The sequence below is a fragment of the Streptomyces odontotermitis genome (genome assembly GCF_050510915.1).
In the GTDB taxonomy this organism is placed as follows: Bacteria; Actinomycetota; Actinomycetes; order Streptomycetales; family Streptomycetaceae; genus Streptomyces.
This window is the reverse complement of record NZ_JBNJLS010000012.1, coordinates 214,231-234,798: the sequence shown is the minus strand read 5'-3', so window position 1 is coordinate 234,798 and position 20,568 is coordinate 214,231. Positions and strand designations below refer to the sequence as shown.

The following is a 20,568-nucleotide window of genomic DNA, read 5'->3' as shown; positions in this document are numbered from 1 at the left end:
ATGACAAGAAGTGAGCAGCTCGCGGAGCAGTTGGACTGGCACTGGCGCACGAACCTGCGGCCGCGGCTGGACGGTCTCACGGATGAGGAGTACTTCTGGGAGCCGGTGCGCGGCTGCTGGAGCGTCCGCCCGCAGGGCACGTCGGCCACAGCGATGCCCCAAGGTACGGGGGCGTGGACGATGGATTTCGCGTCCCCTGGCCCGGTGCCTGCGCCGGTGACCACGATTTCCTGGCGGCTGGCACACCTCATCGTCTCGTGCCTGGGCTATCGGGTCGGCTGGTACTTCGGCGGCCAGGACATCGACTCCGAGACATTCGCCTACGCGGGGACCGCCGACGAGGCACTGAAACAGCTCGATGAGATGTATGAGAGATGGAACGAGGGAGTCCGCACGCTCTCGGACGCCGACCTGGAGAATCCGCCGGCCGTGGGTCCCGAGCGGTTCCCCATGGAGAACAGGGTCCTGCACGTCAACAGGGAGCTGATCCATCACGGCGCGGAGATCTCCCTGCTGCGCGACCTCTACCACTGGCAGGACGGGGCCGGACAGCCGCCCGCTCGGTCGGTCACGGCTTGACGCAGAGCAGGCCGCCGGGGCCCGCGACCACCAGGCCGGCCGGGGTCGGCACCGGGGCGAACATCCTCGACACGGGGCGGACCGTCCAACGGAAGCGCCCAGTGCGGGCGTCCACGCAGGCCAGGACATCTCCCTTGTCGGCGTACCCGAACAGAGCACTGCCGGCAGCGAAGGTCTCCTCGGAGTCGGCGGGGCCGCCGGAGTCCAGGACGGTCCGCCAGGCCACCGAGCCGTTGGACGCGCGTACGGCGATCAGCTCGGAGCGCGCGTGACCGAAGACCAACTCCGGTACCCGCGGGCAATGGAGCACGGAATGGTCCGGTCCTCGGCGTGTGTGCCAGAGCTTCTTGCCCGTGGCGAGGGAGAACGCGTACAGGCCCAGCGTGGCCACCGTCGCGTAGACGACACCCCGCCGGACCGAGACGGGGCCCGTGCTTCCTTCTTCCGCCGTCTCGGCGCTCCAGCGCTTGTTGCCGCTGTACAGATCGAGGGCGGTGAGCTTCCCGTCGCCATGGACGATCACGGTGTCGCCGCTCACGGCCGTGTCGGCAAGCGCCATGCTGTCGGTGAGCTGCCGGTCCCAGCGGAGGGAGCCGTTGCGGAGCGACACCACGATGAGCTTGTTGCCGCCCCGTACCAGCACCGCGGTGTCATCCGTCGTGATCAAGGGGCCGGGTTTCAGGTTCGGGCCGCCGTAGTCGTGGTTCCACAGCTGCGAACCGCCCGTGGTGACACAGCGGATGGCATGGCCCGCGAGGTAGACCAGGTGGTCCCGCCAGACCGATGGCGGGCTGTCGGCCCGTGGCGCGGTCCACAGCAGAGATCCGTCGCGCACGCTGTGCACCGTCATGTCCGGTTGGCTGCCCATCACCGCTACGACGTCGCCGATCGCCACGAGTGCGAACTGGACGTGGGTCGAGCCGACCCGCTGGGACCAACGAACCGCTCCTGAGCGCGCCGCGAGGGCCCGCAGGCTGCCGCTGGTGTCCCGTACGTACAGCGCGGAGCCCGACAGGGCCGGGGCCGAGAGTCCGCCTTCGGCCTTCCGGTCCCATACGAGGCGCGACTTGAGAGGAACAGCGGCAGCCTTCACCGCCGCCTTGTGGCGGCGCGCGATCTCTTGGGCCCGTGCCCATTCCTTGTCCTGCTCCGCCTGCCGCTTCTCGTCCTGCTCGCGGCTCTTGCGGCCGGAGTCCCTCAGCCCGTCGATGACGATGCCGCCCCCGACGACGGCCCCCACGGCCAGGGCGGCCCGCACGACGGTGCGCCGGCCGGGGAGGTGGCGGGGCAGCGGCTCGGGTGCCACCTTGGCGGGCGGCCGTTTCTCCGTACGTTTCTCCGTACGTTTCTCCGTACGCCGCGCCGTACGTCTCGCCGCGCTTGGCTCCGTAAGTCCCTCGCCAGTCGGCGCGTTGCGCGGGCCCGGCGGCGGGAGGGCCGTCGGGCGGTGCGGGACGGCCGCCCGCCCCGCTGCGGAAACTCGCCCCGTGAGCGTCTCCGCGAGCAACGAGCGCTGCCCGATGGCGTCGAGGAGCGTCGCCGGTACCCAGAACCCGGTGGGCGCGCGCCCCTCGGCCGCAGCGGCGCGCTCAAGGCCGTCCAGGGTGGGGCGGTCCGCCGGGTCCATGGCCAGGCAGCGGCGCAGGACTTCGGCGAACGCGTCGTCCGCGATCCCCGAGAGGTCAGGGTCCACGGCCAGCGGGCGGGCCAGGACGACGGCGGCCGGACCCGTCCCGTAGGGGTGGCTGCCCCGGGCGGCGAACGCGAGGACCGCGCCGAGCGCGAACACGTCCGAGCGGGCGTCCGCGTCGGCGCCGCGCAGCACCTCGGGGGCGATGTAGCCGGGTGTGCCGGGGATCTGACCGGTGTGCGTGATGGCGCTGTCGTCGACCGCACGGGCGATCCCGAAGTCGATCAGCCGGGCGCCGTCCGCGCCGAGCAGCACGTTGGACGGCTTCAGGTCGCGGTGGACCAGGCCCTCGCCGCGGACGGAGCGGAGCGCGGCCACGAGGTGTCCCGCGAGACGGCGGCACGCCGGGACGGGCAGGCCACCGTGCTCGGCGATCGCCTCGGCGAGGGAGAGACCGGGGATGAACTCCGTTGCCAGCCAGGGGAGTTGAGCATCGGGGTCGGCGTCGAGGACGCGTGCCACGCCGGGCGCCCTGACGCGGGCGGCGGCGCGCACCTCGCGGCGGAAGCGGCGCCGGAACTCCTCGTCCTGCGCGTACGCGGGGTGGATGACCTTGAGCGCGAGGCGCCCGCCCGCTCCGTCCGCCGCCTGCGCCTGCGCCTGCGCCTGCGCCTGCGCCAAGTAGACGCGACCCATCCCGCCCTGGCCGAGGCGCCCCAGGAGCCGGTAGCCGCCGACGGTTCTCGGGTCCTCGCCGGTGAGTTCTTCCATGTCCCCCTGCCCGTACGGTAGTTGGGCGCCCCGCACGGTCCTCCGACGCCCCGTGCGAGCAGGTAGCCGCCGGACGGCGTTCCGGTGGCGGCGGTTGCTCATCGGAACCGCCGCCACCTCCGCAGCACCGGGTGGCTCCCCCCTCTGCTTGGTCACCCGGAGTGGTGCCACTCCACTGTGGTCCCGCCGGACCCGTGCGGTCATCAGCAAGGAGCGCAGAGATACTTGGCATCGCGTGCACGCGCGCGGACCTCGCTCGGGGCCTCCCCGTAGGCGTCGCGGAAGGCACGGCTGAGGTCCCCGGGGTGCCGGAACCCCCAGCGGACGGCGATCTCGCCGATCGCGCACCGCGCCAGGCGGGGATCGCTCAGGTCCGCGTGGCAGTGCTCCAGGCGACGGCGGCGGATGGCGGCGGCCACGGTCTCCGGCTCGTCGCGGAACAGCTGGTGCAGGGTGCGTACCGAGATGTGGTGGTGGGCCGCGATGGCCGCGGGGCGCAGTTCGGGGTCGCCGAGGTGCTGGTCGATGAAGGTGTTGATCCGGAACAGCAGGGTGGCGCGCCGGGTCTCGGGCGGCAGGCTGCCCTCCGCGCCGAGCCGCCCGGCGAGCGCGGTGGCCGCCAGGTCGAGCCCGATGGCCCCGAGTCGCGCCAGCTCCTGGGGACCACTGGCGCGCGCGGCGTCCTCAAGTCCCGCGAGATACGGGCCCAGAAGTGCCGCGGGCCCCGAACGGGCGGGCCGCAGCGGCTCCGCGAGCAACCGGTCCGCCCGGTCGCCCGTCAGGGGCAGGACGGCACGGGGCAGCCGCATCATCGTCAGCTTCGACTGTCTGCCGAGGTCGTGGAACTCGCAGCTCAACGGGTACGAGGAGGAGAACAGGACCATGTCCCCGGCGTCGAGACACGCGATGCCCCGGTGCTGTTCGAGCCGGATCGGGTTCTCCCGCGCGAGCATCAGGTAGAAGTCCTCGGGGTCCTGGCGGCCGATCTGGCGCCCCGAGCGGCGCGCACTCATCGGCGAGAACGTGAAGGTCGTCACCGGGGTCCGCGGCACCGTCACGGTCCGCGCCCAGCCGCGGAAGCGAGGCGCGTGCTCGCAGCGGGTCGTCACCGGCATGACCTCGCGGTCGACCATCTCGGTCCACCAGGAGAACCTCTCCTGGTGCGGGATGCCGTCGGTGCTCACCCGCACCACGGGATCCTGTCCGGGATCCTGGGCGGAATCCTGAGCAGAGCCCTCGCTCACGTCGCGCATCTCGCGATCCTGGCAAGCGGACGCGGCGCTGAGAAGACGGCGTCAGGTCACCGTCACGCGGACGTGGCCGCGAGGCGGCGCTCGCGGTGCCCGCCGTCCTCCCCCGTGTCACTCAATCCGCGTCGCCGTCGGGTCCTTGCCGCCAGGGGCCCTCTTCGGTGAACCGGCGCAAGTACGTGACGAACGCCGCCGCTTCGGCCGGGTCCCAGGTACCGAGGTAGTCGTCGATGGCTGCGGCCAAGCGGTCGCGCATGACCTCGACGGCCCGCTCCCCGTCCGCGGTGAGGACGAGCAGGGTCGCGCGGCGGTCGGACGGGTCGGGTTCGCGGCGCAGCAGGCCGGCCTTCTCCAGGCGGGTGGCGTGGCGGCTGGTCACCGACCGGTCGATCCCCACTTCCGAGGCCAGCGCCGCGGCCGACCGCGGTCCCGTCCTCGCGAGGCCGGACAGGACCGGGTACGTCGCTTCGTTGATCCCCGGTCCGACGCCTTCGGTCAGGACGCCGTACAGGTGGGCTCTGGTGCTGCGCCGCATGAGCGCGGCGACCGCACCGGACACCTGCGCGCCCCACTCGTCCTTCTCCGCCATGTCGTCCCGCTCCGCCGTCATGCCGCCACCTTAGCGTGCACGGAGCACGCTTCTTGCGACAGAAAGCGTGCACGGTGCCCGCATTTGGGTTACGGTCGTAATGCGTGCAGAAAGCACGCAGTGGCCGCGGGGTGGAGGGGAGAAGCACGTCATGAAGCTCACGAAGGAGTACCTGACGCAGGTCCTGAATCAGGTCAGCTTCGGCTCGGAGGAGGAGTTCCCCCTGGAGGAGGTGGCGGCCCGCTACTTCAGCCCGGCGTACACCCAGCTGACCGACGGAGTGCCCGCGAACTTCGAGGAGTTCGTGGCCCACATCAGGCTGCTGCGCAAGCGAGTCGCCGGCGGGCACATCGTGGTCGACCGGCTCGTCCAGGACGGCAACACCTTCGCCGACCGCCACACCGTGGCGGTCGACAAGCTGGACGGGTCGTCACTGACCGCCGAGGTCCACCTCTTCGGAGAGGTGGACGACAGCGGCCGGCTGCTCTGGGTGGAAGAGGTCAGCAGGATGGTCGAGGGCGGCACCGAAGCGGACGCCGACCTGGCCCACGCGCGCTGACGATTCGCGGTCGGCCACGCCTACACGTCGAGGTCCACCACGACGGGAGCGTGGTCCGACGCGCCCTTGCCCTTGCGCTCCTCGCGGTCCACGTACGCGTCCGTCACCGCCTTCGCGAAGCCCTCGTTCCCGTACACGAGGTCGATGCGCATGCCCTTGTTCTTCGGGAAGCCGAGGGCGCGGTAGTCCCAGTACGTGAAGGGGTGGTCGTACTTGAGGGGGCGCGGGACGACGTCCTGGAGGCCCGCCTCGCGCAGGGACGCGAGGGCCGCGCGCTCGGCGGGCGTGACGTGCGTGGCGCCGTCGAAGACGGAGATGTCCCAGACGTCGTCGTCCGTCGGTGCGACGTTGTAGTCACCCATCACCGCGAACGGGCGGGAGCCCGCCGCGTCCCCGGCGACCGCGGCCTTCAGGGCCTCGAACCACTGGAGCTTGTAGGCGTAGTGCGCGTGGTCCACCTCGCGGCCGTTCGGCACGTAGACCGACCAGACGCGGACCGGGCCGCACGTCGCGGAGACCGCGCGGGGCTCCTCTGCGCCGTCGTAACCGGGGTCGCCGGGGAGCCCCTTGACGACGTCGTCGAGGCCGACGCGGGAGACCAGCGCCACCCCGTTCCACCGGCCCGTCGCGTTCACCGCCGACTCGTAGCCGAGCTCGCGCAGCTCGTCCGCCGGGAACTGCTCCGCGGAGCACTTGGTCTCCTGGATGCACAGCACGTCCGTGCCGCTGTTCTCCAGCCAGGCCAGGAGGCGGGGGAGGCGGGCGGTGATCGAGTTCACGTTCCAAGTGGCGATGCGCATGTCTCACAACCTACCGGCCCCCACTGACAGCCACCGCTCACAGGGTGGCGGACTCCCCCGGCGTCAGGCGCAGGTGCTCGGTGCCGCCCAGGGCGCCGATCTGGCTGTCGTAGATGGGGCGGGCCAGGTCGGTGAGGAGGGCGTCGTGGATGTCGTACGCGCGGGCCGGCTTGACCTCCCGTACGTAGTCGATGACCTCGGCGATCTTGTTCCAGGGGGCCATGACGGGGAGCATCAGGGTCTCCACGGCGTGGTCGGGGACGGTGAGGGCGTCGCCGGGGTGGAAGACCGCGCCGCCGTCGATCAGGTAGCCGACATTCGTGATGCGCGGGATGTCGGGGTGGATGACCGCGTGCAGCTCGCCGTGGACCTGGACGTCGAAGCCCGCGGCCTCGAAGGTGTCGCCGTGGCCGACCGTGTGGACGCGGCCGGGGAAGGCCGCCGAGATCTGGTCCGCGACGGAGCGCAGCGTCCAGATCTCGGCGCCGGGGTTGGCCTCCAGGCCCGCCCGCAGCCGGTCCTCGTTGAAGTGGTCGAGGTGCTCGTGCGTGACCAGGATGGCGTCGGCACCGACGGCGGCGTCCTCCTCGCTGAAGGTGCCGGGGTCGATGACGAGGGTCCGCCCGTCCTTTTCGAGACGCACGCACGCGTGGGACTTCTTCGTCAGCTTCATGGGTGCAGGAGAAGTAGCCATGCCCCCATCCTGCTACTCCTGGGGCGTCGTTTCCTCGCGGATGACGGACTGCGCGATCTTGAAGGCCGTATTGGCGGCCGGGACCCCGCAGTACACGGCGGTCTGCAGGAGCACTTCCTTGATCTCGTCAGGAGTGAGGCCGTTGCGCAGCGCCGCGCGCGTGTGGAAGGCGAGCTCGTCGTGGTGGCCGCCCGCGACCAGGGCGGTGAGCGTGACGCAGCTGCGGGAGCGGCGGTCCAGGCCAGGGCGGGTCCAGATCTCGCCCCAGGCGTAGCGGGTGATGAACTCCTGGAAGTCGCCGGAGAATTCGTCGGTGCCCGCGAGGGCCCGGTCCACGTGGGCGTCACCGAGGACCTCGCGGCGGACCTTGAGGCCCGGCTCGTAGGGGTCGGGGCGGCCGGGGCCCGCGACCTGCTCGGGCTGTTCGAGGGGTGCGATCTCCGCGACCGGGGCGACGGGCGGGGGCGGCAGGACCGGCTTGACCGGGGGCGCCATGATCGCGTGCTGGCCGGTCGCCGGGTCGACGGCGGGCTGCCAGGCGGTGCTGAAGTGACGTACGAGAAGGTCCGTGACGGCGGCGGGCTGCTCGACCGGGGCGAGGTGCGAGGCGCCCGGCACGACGGCGAGGCGGGCGTCGGGTATCCCGGCGACGAGCGTGCGGGCTTCGCCGGGCCCGGTCACCTGGTCCTCGGAGCCGACCAGGACGAGGGTCGGGACGCCGATGCGGCCGAGCTCGGCGCGGACGTCGAACGCGGCGAGGGCCTCGCAGGCGGCGATGTAGCAGCCGGGGTCGGTGGTTCTGACCATCTGCACGGCCCAGTCGGTGATCGCGGGCTGCGCGGCGGCGAAGCCGGGCGTGAACCAGCGCTCGGGCGAGGTGCGGGCGATCGGGTCGAGCCCGTTGCTGCGGACTATCACGCCGCGCTGGCGGAACTCGTCGGCCGAGCCGAACCGCGGCGAGGCGGAGATCAGCCCGAGCGAGGCGACGCGCTGCGGGTGGCGCAGGGCGAGCTCCGCGCCGACGGCGCCGCCCAGGGCGCAGCCCGCGTAACCGAAGCGCTGCACGCCGAGCTCGTCGAGCGTGGCCAGCAGCCGCGCGGCGAGCTCCGCGACCGACCCCGCCGGGTGCGCCGGGGCGCCCCCGTGTCCGGGCAGGTCGAAGCGGAACACCCGCCACTGTTTGCTGAGCTCGGGCACCTGCCGGTCCCACATGTGCCAGGTAGTGCCGAGAGAGGGTCCAAGGATCAGGACCGGGGCGTCTTCGGGCCCGTCAAAGCGGTACTGCAGGGTCTTAGGCGTCGTCTCACTCACCCGCTCACGCTCCCACATGTCACCCGCGGTCCTGCCGCCAGGGCCGGAAAGTCGGGAGGAATGCGGGCCTGAACCCGCGTTGATCACACGTTGAGTGCCCATGGAGAGGGCCCCGGGAGTCTTCCTTCCCGGGCGGTCCGCGACCCGCGGTCCGCCCGGACAGACGGAGGTAGAGAGGCACATGAAGCACGCACGCAGAGCCCTGGCCGCCACCGCCCTGGCGGGCGCGGCTGTCGCGTTCCAGCTCGCGACGGCTGGTCCGGGTGTCGCGGACGACACCTGGAAGGGGTCCGGGTACGACCTCAACTGCCCGTCCCCCGGGGACAACTGGGACCACATGAACTCCGGGATGTGTCTGCGCCCCGGTCAGCACATCTCGACGGACATCGTTTACGGCAGCACGGGGATCGGCGGTCTGGTGACCACCGAGGAGGCGTACCGCGTCGACTACGGCGAGGACGGCAACCTCGTCATCTCGCACTGGAAGACCTGGATCCCGCCGGAGGTCGGCGGTCCGCCGAACTTCACGAAGCTCGCCAAGATGATCCTGGAGTGCGCGGTGGGCGGCTCCTGCCAGGACGGTGACACCCAGGTCGACGTGGTGTGGCAGTCGGGCACGGCGGGCAGGAGCGCCGGTGCCGCGGTCATGCAGCAGGACGGCAACTTCGTCGTGTACGACGCCGACGGCAACGCCGCCTGGAACAGCGGCACCGAGGCGTGCAACGGGCAGAACGTCTGGGCCCGCATGCAGCAGGACGGCAACTTCGTCCTCTACAAGGGGCACGCGGACGGCGAGGGCGCGGACCAGTGGAAGGCCGTCTGGTCCACGAAGAACGGGCGCACCGGCGAGCCCTGCTGACGGTACGCCCGCATCTTCCTGATGGAGCGTCATCTTCCGTCGGAGCGGCGGGAGATGGCGCACACGCCGGTCATCCGATGGGGGCCGGCCGGGGCGGGGCGGCGGGTGGCGTGATGCCGAGCCGTTCGCAGATGCCGTGCGCCTCGTGGCGGCAGGCGTCGGCGCGGCCGGTGTCTCCCAGGGCGGCGAGGGCCGCGCCGAGGCCGGTGAGGGCGCTCACCTGGAGCCGTTGGTCACCGAGGGCCCTGGCGCGGTCCAGGCAGCGCTCCAAGTGGAGCCGGGCGTCGGCGGGGCGGCCGAGGGTGTACGAGGTCACGCCCAGGCCGCGCTCGACCATCGCCTCCAGGAAGTCCGAGCCGATCTCCCGGCTGCCCGTCAGCGCCACGCCGTAGCTCTCGAACGCCTCGGCGGCGCGCCCCAGTCCCGCCAGGGCTTCCGCGTGCGTGCACCGAAGGTAGACGTGCACCAGCGTCCAGCCCATGGGCGCGGCCCGGGGCAGCGCGTCACGCAGGGCCGCCAGCGCCTCCGCGCCCCGGCCGAGCGCCCTGAGAGGGGTGCAGGTGTTGACGAGGGCCTCCAGCTCACCCCACAGATTGCCCCGCCTGATGTGCACGGCGGAGCTCTCGCGGAACAGGGAAAGCGCCTCCTCCGCCCCGAGATCCAACGTCAACAACGCCGATACGTTGAGGAGTTGGCCGAGGAGCGACTCGTCTCCCGTGGCGCGGCACAGCCTGAGGGCGCGCTCCACGTGCGAGGTGCCCCGTGTCTCGTCGCCGACCTGCCAGAGCCCGCCCGCCAGCATGTAGCGGGCGCGGATCTCCGCGGTGGACTCCCCGTGGGCGGCGGCCGCGTCGGCCAGCGCGGCGGCGGGTCCGTTGAGGCGCGGCCAGAGGAAGTCGTGCTCGCTGAAGGGGTCGAGGGCGAGCAGCAGGTCGGCGGCCGCCCGCAGGTGAGCGCCGGTGCGGGCGGTGTGCCGCATCCCGGCTGCGTGCCGCAGCGCCCCGAGGATGGCGTCGATCTCCTCGCGCACCCATTCCTGGGCGGCGAGGGAGTCGGAGAACGGTGTGGCGGTGCGGTGGGTGGCGGCCAGCGCGTCGGGAAGGGTGCAGCCGGGGCGGGCCAGGCGGTAGGCGTCGCGTGCGGTGGCCAGGTAGTGGTCGACGAGCCGGGCGTGGGCGGCGTCCCGCTCGACCGCCGCCTCGCTCTCCTCGGCGCGGGCGCGGGCGAACAGCTGCAGCAGGTCGTGGAAGCGGTACCGGCACGCGTACGGAGACTCCAACAGGCCGATGTCGAGGAGGCGTTCGAGGAGGTTCTCGGTCTTCGCCTCGTCGAGATCCAGGAGGGCAGCGGCCGCGGGCACCGCGAAGGTGGGCCCGTCGGCGAGCGCGGTGAGGCGGAAGGCGCGGGCGAGTTCAGGGGGCAGCTGGTCGTAGCTGAGCTGGAAGGTCGCTTCCACCGCGAGGTCCCCGACGCGCAGCTGGCCGAGCCTGCGGCGCTCATCGGCCAGGCGGCGCACCATGCCGTCGAGCGTCCAGGAGGGGCGCTGGACGAGACGGGCACCCACGATGCGTACCGCGAGCGGAAGACGGCCGCAGGCCGCCACGAGAGCTGCGGCGGATCGCGGTTCGGCGGCGATCCGCTCCGGTCCGATGACGCGGGTGAGCAGGTCGAGCGCGTCATCGGCGGTGAGGACGTCCAGGTCCAGAGTGTGCGCGGCGGGCAGGGCACCGAGCCGGGCCCTGCTGGTGATCAGGGCCGCGCAGCCGGGAGTCGACGGCAGCAGCGGCATCAGCTGGGCCTCGTCGGCGGCGTCGTCCAGGACGACCAGGACACGGCGCCCGGCGAGCACGGAGCGGTAGAGCGCTGCACGCTCCTCGACGCCGTCCGGTACGGGGCCGGCGCCCAGGGCGCGCAGGAAGCGGGCCAGGATCTCGGCCGGTTCGGCGGGCGCGGCGGACGCACCCAGCAGATCGGCGTGGAGCTGGCCGTCCGGATAGCGCGTGCGCACCCGGCGTCCGGCGTGCAGGGCGAGCGTGGTCTTGCCGACGCCGCCGATCCCGGCCACCGCCGACACCACGACGTGCGGCGCCTCGGCGTCCAGGGCGGCGAGGAGCCGGCCCTCCTCCTCGGTGCGGCCGGTGAAGTCGGCCGGTGGGGCGGGGAGTTGAGCGGGGACGGGGGCGTGCGGGGCGGGCGGGCGAGGCGAAGTGGCGGAGGCCATGGGGGCGGCCGCCGCGGCGGCGACGGTGGCGGTCCGGACCGAGGCGGGAGCCAGTGCGGGATCGGCCCGCAGGATCCGCTGGTGCAGCGTGGTCAGCTCGGCGCCGGGTGCGACGCCGAGCTCGTCGTCGAGCAGCCGCCGCGCCTCGCCGTACGCGGTCAGCGCCTCCGCCTGCCGTCCGTCCTGGTACAGGGCCAGCATCAGCAGGGCCTGGAGCCCTTCGCGCAGCGGGTGTTCGGCGACCAGGGCCCTGAGCCGGGGCAGGACGTCGGCATGCGCGCCCTTGTCGAGGCCGAGCCGCAGCCGCGTTTCCAGGGCGGCGAGCCGCGCCTCGGCCAGGGGCGCCCGCAGGCTCTCGGCGTACGGTCCTGGCACCCCGGCCAGCGGCTGCTGCCCCCGCCACAACTGCAGGGCCGTGTCGAGCAGTTCGTACGCTCTGCCGGTGTCGCCCGCGCGCTCCGCGTGGCCGGCGTCGGCCGCGTACCGCTCGAAGAGCTCGACGTCGCAGGAGCCGTCGGCGGTCTCCAGGAGGTACCCGCCGTGGACGGAACGCAGGACCCGCGCCGCCGTACGAGGCGGCCGCCCCGGCTCCAGCTTCCCGCGCACCTGCCCCACCTGGGTCTGCAGCGTCGAACGGGCGCCGTTCGGGGCGTCGGGTCCCCAGAGCCCGTCGATGAGTTCTCCGACAGTGACGGACCGCCCCCGACGGCCGAGCAGGATGGCCAGGACGGCCTGCTGCTGCGGCGTGAACGGCACCGCCACGTCACCGAGCCGCACGCGCACCGGCCCGAGTAACGCGTACTGAAGGTCGTCTCCGTGCATGGTGCAGAGCCCCCCGTGAGTCCGTGATCCCCGTGATCCCCGTAATTCCTGCAAGTTCCCCGCGGCCGCAGCCGCGACCGCGCACCGCCCCCGGGACACGTCCCGGGGGCGGTGCGGATCCGAGGACTATGCCCCGGACTCCTCCGAGTCGCCCGGCTCATCGAGCTGACTCGGCTCATCCACAAAGCCGACGCCGACCTCACTCTCGCCGACCTCACCCTCGCCGACCGGCGCGATGCGTTCCCCCGGGCGGGCTCCATCCATGCTGTCCTCCTGTTGTGATCGCGCCAGAGTGCGCTCGGTGATCGCCGTTGGAACCCGGTTGGTTCCCGGCAGGTTCATGAGGGGCGGTGCAGCCGCTCGCCCGGCATCCTGAACAGCAGGACGTCCGCGTGGATGCCGCGCTGCTCCACGTACCGCTTCTCCCGACCCTGTTGTTCGAAGCCGACACGTCGCAGGAGCTGCGCGGACGCCGTGTTGCGGGCGTCGCAGGTGGCCGTGATCCGCTGCACGCCCATGTCGAGGAGCCGGTGCGCCACGGCGGTCATCGCTTCCGTCGCGTAGCCCCGATGCTGCATGTCCGGCGCCAGCGTGATGCCCAGCATCGCCTGACCGCGGCCGGTCGTCCTCGCGATGGCGAGATCACCGATCAAGCCGGGCCGTTGGTGCAGTTCGATCGCGTACTGAAAGAAGCCGGGCCCGTCGCCGTCGGGATGCTCCGCGAGATACCCGGCGACGATCGCCTCCGCTTCCGTCTGATCGATCGGCGAGCGCCAGGACTGATAGCGGGCGACATCGGGATCAGAGCGATACCGGGCCAGCGCCGACGCGTCATCACGGCTGAAACGCCGCAGCCGAAGCCGACGCGTCACGATGTCGCTCACCCGCGCCTCCCCCCCCCCGTATGGCAGGTTCTCGAAGCCGGAACCACGACGAGTCACGTACAGCCCATCGGGCTTCCACTGCAGCCCTCGGGGGCCACCGGGCCTGCGGTCACCACCGCGGCGCGCGGGGCTGAATCCTCGTGGGCCGACGCGCCCACGGCGCTGAGCACCAAGGCCGCCGCCACACCGGCCACTACTCGAACTACCTGCCTGAGCACGAAGGTCCTCCAAGACCGCGAACGGAACACTGGCCTTCAGTGGGCCAGCGACCAGTACACAAGCGATCAACAACCGATCAACAGACCAGGAGGGCCGTGCCGTGGGGCCGCGCCCCCGACAACGTTGTCAAGAGCGCGGCCTGCACAGGCTGTTACGGCCCTACGGAACGCGGCAACCCCTGAGGGAGCTACGGCTCATAGACGGCGTCACTGCCGTACAGCTCCCTCGTGAACGCGGAGACATCGGCGCTGCGGTCGGCGCCGTTGAGGTTGTACGTGAGATAGACGCCGTAGCCCTCGCTGACCGTGCGGCGGGCGAGGTCGGCGGCGGTGCTCTGCGAGGTACGGCCGATCTCGACGGCCGCGGGCGACAGCTTCGACTTGGGCAGGTCGATGTCGGGCACCTGCCAGCTGCCGTAGTACGGGTTCCAGGCGTAGTCGAACTTGGAGGAGACGTCGACGCCGCCGTAGGAGAGGCTCGATGCGGCCGGGCCGATGTTGTAGAGGCTGATGATCTTGTCCGGCATGTTGGCGCGCAGCGCCGTGACCAGGTGCACGAACGAGCTGTCGTTGGGCTGGCCGGTGCCGTTGTTGCCGTACTCGGCGTACTCGTCGTCAAAGTCGATGCCGTCGAGCCCGTACTTGGTCACGGTGTCCGACAGCTGCTTCGCGAACGCCGAAGCCGCCTGCTGGGACGGGAAGTTGGCGAAGCCCGCGCCCTGGTGGTTGCCGAGCACCGAGAGGACGACCTTGATGCCCTTCTGCTGCAACGGCCGTATCTGCGTGGCGGCGTTGTCGAGGACGCGCTGCACGTTCTCGTTGAAGTACAGGTAGGCCGACTTCTTGCTCGTGTCGTAGTTGATGTTCGCCGCGAAGATCACGGCGACGTCGAAGACGTTGCCGCCGCCGTTGGCCAGGGTGTACTTGCCGACGTTGAGCATGCTGTTGTCGTTCACCTCGACGTACGCCACCGAGGTCGGTCCCTGCTTCGCGAGAGCGGGGGCGGGGGTGCGGGTGGGGTGGGGGGTGGGAGCAGGGGACGCCGCCGCGCCGCTCGTGGCGGTCGCCCCGAGGGCGAGGGCCACGACGGCCGAGAGGGCGAGCGCGGCCGTCCGCACTCTGCTCCGTACCAGACTGAACATCGTTGATCGGTCTCCCATCACATGGGTCGGCGCCCGACCTGTTCGAAGCGCCGAGTGAGCGCTCCGAGTTTTCCGCTTCTGTGACCGAATCCCGGGAACCGCGTGCGAACTCTTCACGAGTCCCACGCATGAAGCGCGTCAACTCGGCCTCACCACAGGCGCGTTGGCGCGAAACCAGCACAGTGAGAGACACGGATCGACGCCACGCACACCGTGCGCGCCGCACGGCGGCGTCGGGCCAGGTCGCGTCACCGCCCCACGGCGGAGGGCGCTTCGGGATCGGCCGCGGCCTGCCCGTCGTGGGGCGCCGGCGGGCGCTGCGTGGGCGCGGGGGCCGCCTTGAGGAGGATCAGGGCGATGTCGTCGGCCGCGACGGCGCGGCCGGTGTGCCGGTCCACCGCGTCCAGGACCGTGTCGAGGGCGTCCTCCAGGTCCGCTCCGGCGCAGAGGCGGGCGACCTTCTGGAGGTCGGGCATGGCGCCGGTCCGGTCGCGGGCCTCGGCGAGTCCGTCGGTGTAGAAGAGCAGCCGGTCCCCGGTCGCAAGAGGTGCCTCGTGTATGGCGGGGGCGGGGTGCAGACCGATGGGGGTGGCCGAGAAGGGTGGCACCAGCAGGGTGGCGGTGCCGGTGCCCGGCACGAGGAGGGGCGGGTGGTGACCGCAGTTGACGAGGCGGACGTGGTCCGGGGCGACCTCGGCGATCAGCGCCGTGATGAAGTCCTCCGGCCCCAGGTCGTCGGCGAGACGGGTGTCCAACTCCCCTACGACGTCGAGCAGATCGGGCTGCGTGTAGGCGGCGTCGCGGAAGTGGCCGATGGCCGCGGCGGACAGATGGACGGTGGACAGGCCATTGCCCCGTACGTCGCCGATCAGCAGCCGCAGCCCCATCGGGGTGTTGGCGAAGGCGTACAGGTCACCGCCGATGTGCGCGTGCGGGGCCGCCGAGCGGTAGCGGGCACTCACTTCGAGGCCCGCGATACGGAAGTCGGTGGGCCGGATGATGGCACGCTCGGCCACGGCCGCGATCTTCTTCAACTGCCGCTGGTGGCGGGTCGATCGGCGGGCGACCCAGGTCGCGTACGCGGAGGCGACGGCCAGGATCAGCAGCCGCACCCGGGTGTCGCCCTGGCCCAGATCGTGCTCGGCGGCGCTGACGGCCACGGCGAGCGCGAGGGTGGCGGCGGAGACGGCGGCGGTCACCCGGCCGTCGTGCTGCGCGGAGGCCACCATCGGGCAGACGAGCAGCAGCCCGATCAGGCTGGTGGCCGGGCCCATGGCCACGTCGAGGACGGCCAGGCCCGCACCGATGAGTGCGATGAGCCAGAGCCAGAGCCGGACGGTGGACGAACCCTCGGGCATCCGCTTTCCCCTCGTTCCGCTTGTTCCGCTTGCTTCGCTTGCTTCGCTTGTTCACCTCGTTCACCGTCGTGGCGGACTACCCACATAAAGCCAGGGCTCGCACCCGCGTCGGCACCTTTGCGCATCGGATCGCTTGTGATCGCCACGGTGCCGCCATGTGATCGTTCGGTGGTCAAGTGGCGGACGGCGGTTACACGTTGGGCATATACCCGCGACATGCAGGCGGAACGCGGGTCCAGACCCTTGTCAGGACCACCGATGTCGGCTCAAGCTCATGAACAAGGGACATTCAACTTCTTTCGCCTGGAGGGCCGTTCGGCCTTCGACCGCACGTCCTTCCCGCCGCAGGGGGGGCTCGCGTGCGCGAACTGGCCAAGGGTGAGAACACCGCACTTCCCGCGCTCGCCGACGAGGGCGGCTCCCTCATCGCGCGGCTCGGGTGGAGCAGCGCGAGCGGCGAGGAGGACGCCGACGTGTCCGTCCTCCTGCTCCGGGAGAACGGGAAAGTGGGCGGGAACGAGGACTTCTACTTCTACAACCACCCGGTCGCGCCCGACGGATCCGTCCAGCTGCTCGGCCAGACGCCCACCGACAACGGCAGCGAGGACAGGATCAAGCTCGACCTGTCGGCCCTCCCCCAGGCGGTGCGGTGCGTGGTCATCGCCGCCAGCCGCTACCAGCGGGCCGGCTTCGGTGAACTGGAGGACCTCCGCCTCACGCTCACCGGCCGGACGGGCGAGGACGTCCTGGGCTTCACCATCACGGGGGCGACGGTGGAGAGCGCCTTCGTCTTCGGCGAGGTCTACCGGCGGGCGGGCGAGTGGAAGTTCCGCGCGGTCGGGCAGGGTTACGAGACGGGGCTGGCGGGACTGGCCACGGACTACGGCATCGAGATCGACGAGGACGACGGTCAGGAGGGGGCCGCCTCAACCGGGACGGACGTTCCCGGAGCGGACCTGTCGGCTCCGGGCGCCGTGGACCAGGCACCGGTCGCCGACCGGACACCAGTCGCAGCACTCCCATGCCAAGTCCCGCTCGCGACGCAGGAAGCGCAGCCCGTAGGCACACCAGGCCCCGACCTCGGCCCCGCACCCGTCGGCTCCCGTCGTCCACGCACCACCACGAAGAGGGCGGTACGGGCGCCCCGGGCCGCCGCCAAGCCCTCCCTCGCGGAGAACGACGAGTGGAAGGCGGCCCGTCTCTTCCCCCTCTCCTCGCTCAAGAGCGACCGGGACCGCGAGGCGCGGGTGACGTCCATTCTCTTGTCGGTGATGGCGCAGGTACCGGAGTTCGGCCGCAGGCTCACGGCCGCCTTCGGCGCACCGGCGGGCCGCATGGAGGCGTTCACGGAGGTGCCCCTGCCGAACGCGGACCGTCCGCGCCGTCCCGACGGCGTGATCCGCGTCGAACGCGCGGGCAAGCTGTGGACCGCTCTGATCGAGACCAAGACCAACGGCAACCCCCTCAAGGCCGAGCAGGTGCAGGACTATCTCGACATCGCCGCCCGGCGCGGATACGAGGCGGTCATCACGCTCACCAACGACGTGGCCCTGGACGGGATCCCGCTCGTGGGGGTGCAAGCCGACGCCCGGCGCAAGCACAAGGTCGCCCTCTGGCACCTCTCCTGGGCCGAGGTGACGCACCGGGCGCAGGTACTGCTCCACCACGAAGGCGTACGCCAGGAGCCGCACGCCTGGCTGCTGGAGGAACTCCTCCACTACCTCCAGCACGAGAACTCCGGCTGCCACGGCTTCCAGAACATGGGCCCCGACTGGGTCCGCGTACGCAACGGGATCGACGACGAGACGCTCGTGCCGGGCGATCCGCGCGCGGTGCGCGTGGTGGAGAGCTGGGAGCGCCTGATCCGGCAGGTGTGCCTGCGGCTCGGCGGCGAACTCGGCAGGAAGGTCACGCCGGTCCAGCGCGCCAGACGCGGCACGGATCCGCGGTCGCGCCGCACGGCGCACGCCAGGGAACTGTGCGAGGACGGCCGGCTGCACGCCGAGATCAGGATCGACGGCGCGCCCGGCACCCTGCACCTCACGGCCGATCTGCGTCTGAGCCGCCTCCGTACGTCGATGGAGGTGCCCGCGCCCGACCAGGGCTACCCCCTGACCTGGGTGAAGCGCCTGATGCGGCAGCTGGCCGACGCACCGGCCGATCTGCACGTCCAGACCTTGCTGCGCGGTGAAGTCCCGGGCCCGCGCGCCACGTTGGACAAGCTCCGCCCCGAACCGGCCGACCTGCTGCCGGGCCCGGGAAACGGCCTGCCCCGCGACATCACGGGCTTCCGCCTGTCGCTCTCGCGGACGCTGGGCAGCACGCGCGGCAACGCGTCCTCCGGCTTCATCCGCAGCGTCGATTCGGCGATCGACGCGTTCCATGGGGGTGTGGTCACGCGGGTGAGCTGAGGCGGGAAGCCGTCAGTGTGCGCGTGCACGTGTGCGTGCGTCGCGGAGCTGGAGAAGATACGCGGCCGTGAGCGCCACGGCACGGTCCTCGTCGCCCGACAGTTCTACGAGGGCACGTGTCGCCGTCGCCCCCGGAATGCCCGCCAGCGCTTGGGTCAGCCGTCCGCGCGCGGGCGCTTCGGTGGTGTCGTGGGTGACGTGGCTGTCGTGGGCGAGGCGGTCGACGAGTACGGTCGCGATCCGGTCGGCCGTCGCCGTGTCGGCGGCCAGCTCGCTCAGGGCGTCGGCCGCGTCGGTGTCGTTCCGCCCCTCCACGATCATGTCGATGAGCGTCGGGATCGCTTCGGCCGCTCCCCGTGTCCCGAGCGCCAGCGCCGCGCACCCGCGGACCGCGACGTCGGGGTCCGCGAGGGCGTCCCGCAGGTACGCGGTCGCCTGGTGACCGGGCAGCACGGCGAGGGACTGGACGGCGCGGTTCCGCACTGCGGCCACCGGTGAGCGGAGGCCCGCCGCCAGAAGCGCCGGCCCGCCGCCGTCCCCATCACCGCCGCCGTCGCCATCACCGCTGCCGTCGCCCGAGCGCGCCAGCGCCCACCGCAGCGCACCGGCGACGTTCGTGTCCGTCTCGCTCAACACCGCCTCGACCAGGGCCTCCACCGGCACCGGAACCCCCTCGGCGGAAGAGGCCGAAGAAAGGGCCGCGCGCTGGCGGGCGTCGGCGTTCGGCGACCTCAGCGCCTGGAGGAGCGCGACGACCTGGAGGACGTCCTCCCAGTCGGCGGGATCCGCGGCGTCGATCCTGCGCAGCCGCGTGAGCAGCTCGGTCTCGGCCGCGATGCGGTCGCGCGTCTGACGGATGATGTCGCCGACGAGTTCCGAGGGCGTGAAGTCGGGGTCGTCCAGCGCGCGCCCGATCTCGCGCAGCGACAGGCCCAGCGACCGCAGGCTCTCGATGTGGAAGATCCGCCGGATGTCCCCCGACGCGTACTCCCGATAGCCGGAGCCCGTACGGCCCGAAGGCCGCACCAGGCCGATCGACTCGTAGTGCCGGAGCATGCGGGCACTGACCCCGGACCGTCTCGCCACCTCACCGATCAGCACGAGTCCAGTGTCCGTCCTGGGCCTCGGGCTGTCCGTCCCGGGGTTCCGGCTGTCCGTCCTCCCGGGGTTTCGGTTGTCCTTCCCGGGGTTCCGGCGAGGGCCACGACGCGCTTGGCCTCCTCGATCGCCGATTCGAAGCCGGCGTCCGGGTCGCGCAGCAGTCGTTGGGTGGCGAGCGCGTGCGCACGCATGCCCGGGTCAGCGGCCGTCGACGCAGCATGAGGGGCCAGAACCGGGACGATCGCCTCGCCCAGGGCGACCAGGGCCCGGCTGAGGCTCAGCTGCGTCTCCCGCCCGCCGCGCCCGAGCTGCGACGTGAGCGCCTCGGCCAGGGCGGACTCCTCGCCTTCCGGTACGAGCACGACCGCGGCACGCCAGGCGCTCCGCGCCACCTCGTCGTCGGCGTCGGACAGCAGCGTCCGCGTGATCGCGGGCCACGCCTGCCGGTCCCCGATCTTGGACAGCGTGTGCAGTGCCTGGCTGCGCGCCTGCGGGCGCTCCGAACGGACTTCACGGAGCAGCCAGGGCAGCGTCATGGACACCGGGTGGCGGGTGAGCGCCCAGGTCAGCATGTCGCGGACGAAGAACTCGGGCTCGATCGCGCAGCGCTCGATGAGCTTGTCGACGAAGCGCGGGTCAGGCGCCGTGCCGACTGCCAGAGCGGCCCGCAGGCGTACGGACGGACGGTCGTCCTCCAGCCCCCGGAGCGCTCGCGCCACATCCGAGTCCTGCTGCCCCGTTCCCGTCCCCGTCCCCGTCCCCGTTCCCGTCCCCGTCTCCGTGCCCTGCCGTCTCATCGTGGCCATCGGGACCACCTCCTTCTCCTTGAGACGCAGTGAAGGGGTTGTCACGGTGTCAAGGTCAAGCGAGGTCGCTCGCCCGGTCAGGAGTCGCGGTGTGCGAAAGGCGCGGCTCGTCGGCGTCGGCGAGCCAGAAGTACAGCGGCGGCAGGACGAGTTCGATGACCGTCAGCGGGATCTGGAACCAGTGCGGCCAGCCGTGGACGGCGGCGGACAGCAGGCGGCCCAGGCCGCCGATCAGCATGATCGCGGCGAGCCCGCGCACCAGCTGGGCGCGGATCGGGGTCTGCCTGACCACCCAGATCCAGGCGAGGCCGTATCCGAGGAAGATCGCGTTGTAGAAGCGCTCCCGGCTGTCCACCGTGGCACCGGCCGAGGTCTCGCCCGGTACCGAGGCGATCCCGAGGACGAGGTGGTAGATCCCGATGGCGGCGCAGATGACGCCCATGGCCCAGGAGAGCACGGTGAGGAGTCTGAGTCTGGTCACGTCCGGCACCCTCCGTCACGTCACGTTAGTAGACCCGCGTCTACTAACGTGACGGTAGGGCGGTAAGTAGACACGCGTCAAG

At 71.8% G+C, this 20,568-nt stretch carries 18 protein-coding genes; 4 read left to right on the top strand and 14 right to left on the bottom strand.

The genetic code is table 11. The annotated features are described in order from the left end of the window. Window positions 1-579, top strand: a complete 579-nt coding sequence (locus tag ACQB60_RS29630) for a DinB family protein (RefSeq protein ID WP_496929159.1) — start codon at window positions 1-3, stop codon at window positions 577-579. Here the strand turns inward: ACQB60_RS29630 and ACQB60_RS29625 are convergent. The 3 genes from ACQB60_RS29625 to ACQB60_RS29615 all read right to left on the bottom strand — a co-directional run bounded on the left by ACQB60_RS29625 (window position 569) and on the right by ACQB60_RS29615 (window position 4,840). Next, the gene (locus tag ACQB60_RS29625; protein WP_496929158.1) at window positions 569-2,980 is read right to left on the bottom strand and encodes a protein kinase domain-containing protein; all 2,412 of its coding nucleotides are present in this window, start codon (window positions 2,978-2,980) and stop codon (window positions 569-571) included. The two genes, ACQB60_RS29630 and ACQB60_RS29625, sit on opposite strands and share 11 nt — an antisense overlap. A gap of 203 nt (window positions 2,981-3,183) precedes the next feature. Beyond that, a complete protein-coding gene (locus ACQB60_RS29620) occupies window positions 3,184-4,233 on the bottom strand; it encodes a helix-turn-helix domain-containing protein (protein WP_496929157.1) in 1,050 nt (349 codons plus the stop codon). Window positions 4,234-4,345: 112 nt separating this feature from the next. Then, on the bottom strand, window positions 4,346-4,840 hold the full coding sequence (locus ACQB60_RS29615) for a MarR family winged helix-turn-helix transcriptional regulator (protein ID WP_496929156.1): 495 nt from the start codon (window positions 4,838-4,840) through the stop codon (window positions 4,346-4,348). A gap of 130 nt (window positions 4,841-4,970) precedes the next feature. On the opposite strand from ACQB60_RS29615, the gene ACQB60_RS29610 reads away from it, so the two are divergent. Beyond that, window positions 4,971-5,378 carry a nuclear transport factor 2 family protein gene (locus ACQB60_RS29610; protein ID WP_496929155.1) on the top strand — a complete coding sequence of 136 codons (408 nt, stop codon included), beginning with the start codon at window positions 4,971-4,973 and terminating at the stop codon, window positions 5,376-5,378. Window positions 5,379-5,398: 20 nt separating this feature from the next. On the opposite strand, the gene ACQB60_RS29605 is transcribed toward ACQB60_RS29610, so the two are convergent. From ACQB60_RS29605 to pcaDC, 3 genes are read right to left on the bottom strand one after another with little or no spacing between them, the layout of a single operon-like run. Beyond that, window positions 5,399-6,178 carry an exodeoxyribonuclease III gene (locus tag ACQB60_RS29605; RefSeq protein ID WP_496929154.1) on the bottom strand — a complete coding sequence of 260 codons (780 nt, stop codon included), beginning with the start codon at window positions 6,176-6,178 and terminating at the stop codon, window positions 5,399-5,401. A 37-nt stretch (window positions 6,179-6,215) separates the two neighbouring features. Next, window positions 6,216-6,851 (bottom strand): MBL fold metallo-hydrolase, encoded by a 636-nt coding sequence (locus tag ACQB60_RS29600; RefSeq protein WP_496929193.1) that lies wholly within the window; start codon window positions 6,849-6,851, stop codon window positions 6,216-6,218. Window positions 6,852-6,884: 33 nt separating this feature from the next. Further along, window positions 6,885-8,183 carry a bifunctional 3-oxoadipate enol-lactonase/4-carboxymuconolactone decarboxylase PcaDC gene (pcaDC, locus tag ACQB60_RS29595; protein ID WP_496929153.1) on the bottom strand — a complete coding sequence of 433 codons (1,299 nt, stop codon included), beginning with the start codon at window positions 8,181-8,183 and terminating at the stop codon, window positions 6,885-6,887. Window positions 8,184-8,364: 181 nt separating this feature from the next. Here pcaDC and ACQB60_RS29590 point away from each other — a divergent pair, with 181 nt between their 5' ends. After that, complete coding sequence (locus ACQB60_RS29590) at window positions 8,365-9,042, top strand: hypothetical protein (protein ID WP_496929152.1); 678 nt, start codon at window positions 8,365-8,367, stop codon at window positions 9,040-9,042. A gap of 70 nt (window positions 9,043-9,112) precedes the next feature. Here the strand turns inward: ACQB60_RS29590 and ACQB60_RS29585 are convergent, their stop codons facing one another. The 5 genes from ACQB60_RS29585 to ACQB60_RS29565 form a co-directional block, all read right to left on the bottom strand. Further along, the gene (locus ACQB60_RS29585; RefSeq protein WP_496929151.1) at window positions 9,113-12,085 is read right to left on the bottom strand and encodes an AfsR/SARP family transcriptional regulator; all 2,973 of its coding nucleotides are present in this window, start codon (window positions 12,083-12,085) and stop codon (window positions 9,113-9,115) included. Between the two features lie 126 nt (window positions 12,086-12,211). Further along, entirely contained in the window at window positions 12,212-12,349 is a 138-nt protein-coding gene (locus tag ACQB60_RS29580) for a hypothetical protein (protein WP_496929150.1), read from the bottom strand. Window positions 12,350-12,423: 74 nt separating this feature from the next. Next, window positions 12,424-12,969, bottom strand: coding sequence for a GNAT family N-acetyltransferase (locus ACQB60_RS29575; protein WP_496929149.1), 546 nt, complete (start codon window positions 12,967-12,969; stop codon window positions 12,424-12,426). Window positions 12,970-13,375: 406 nt separating this feature from the next. Continuing rightward, the gene (locus tag ACQB60_RS29570) at window positions 13,376-14,329 is read right to left on the bottom strand and encodes an endo-beta-N-acetylglucosaminidase H (RefSeq protein WP_496929148.1); all 954 of its coding nucleotides are present in this window, start codon (window positions 14,327-14,329) and stop codon (window positions 13,376-13,378) included. 248 nt (window positions 14,330-14,577) lie between these two features. Then, on the bottom strand, window positions 14,578-15,687 hold the full coding sequence (locus tag ACQB60_RS29565) for a PP2C family protein-serine/threonine phosphatase (protein ID WP_496929147.1): 1,110 nt from the start codon (window positions 15,685-15,687) through the stop codon (window positions 14,578-14,580). A gap of 359 nt (window positions 15,688-16,046) precedes the next feature. On the opposite strand from ACQB60_RS29565, the gene ACQB60_RS29560 reads away from it, so the two are divergent. Then, window positions 16,047-18,098, top strand: coding sequence for a TerD family protein (locus ACQB60_RS29560; protein WP_496929146.1), 2,052 nt, complete (start codon window positions 16,047-16,049; stop codon window positions 18,096-18,098). Window positions 18,099-18,110: 12 nt separating this feature from the next. Here ACQB60_RS29560 and ACQB60_RS29555 read toward each other — a convergent pair whose 3' ends face one another. Genes ACQB60_RS29555 through ACQB60_RS29545 form a run of 3 tightly spaced genes read right to left on the bottom strand, consistent with a single transcriptional unit; the run spans window position 18,111 to window position 20,486 of the window. Beyond that, the gene (locus ACQB60_RS29555; protein WP_496929145.1) at window positions 18,111-19,199 is read right to left on the bottom strand and encodes a MerR family DNA-binding transcriptional regulator; all 1,089 of its coding nucleotides are present in this window, start codon (window positions 19,197-19,199) and stop codon (window positions 18,111-18,113) included. Then, on the bottom strand, window positions 19,193-20,005 hold the full coding sequence (locus tag ACQB60_RS29550) for a HEAT repeat domain-containing protein (RefSeq protein ID WP_496929144.1): 813 nt from the start codon (window positions 20,003-20,005) through the stop codon (window positions 19,193-19,195). The genes ACQB60_RS29555 and ACQB60_RS29550 overlap by 7 nt, the downstream gene beginning before the upstream one ends. Window positions 20,006-20,060: 55 nt before the next feature. Then, the gene (locus tag ACQB60_RS29545) at window positions 20,061-20,486 is read right to left on the bottom strand and encodes a DUF4345 domain-containing protein (protein ID WP_496929143.1); all 426 of its coding nucleotides are present in this window, start codon (window positions 20,484-20,486) and stop codon (window positions 20,061-20,063) included. Window positions 20,487-20,568: the final 82 nt, after the last annotated feature.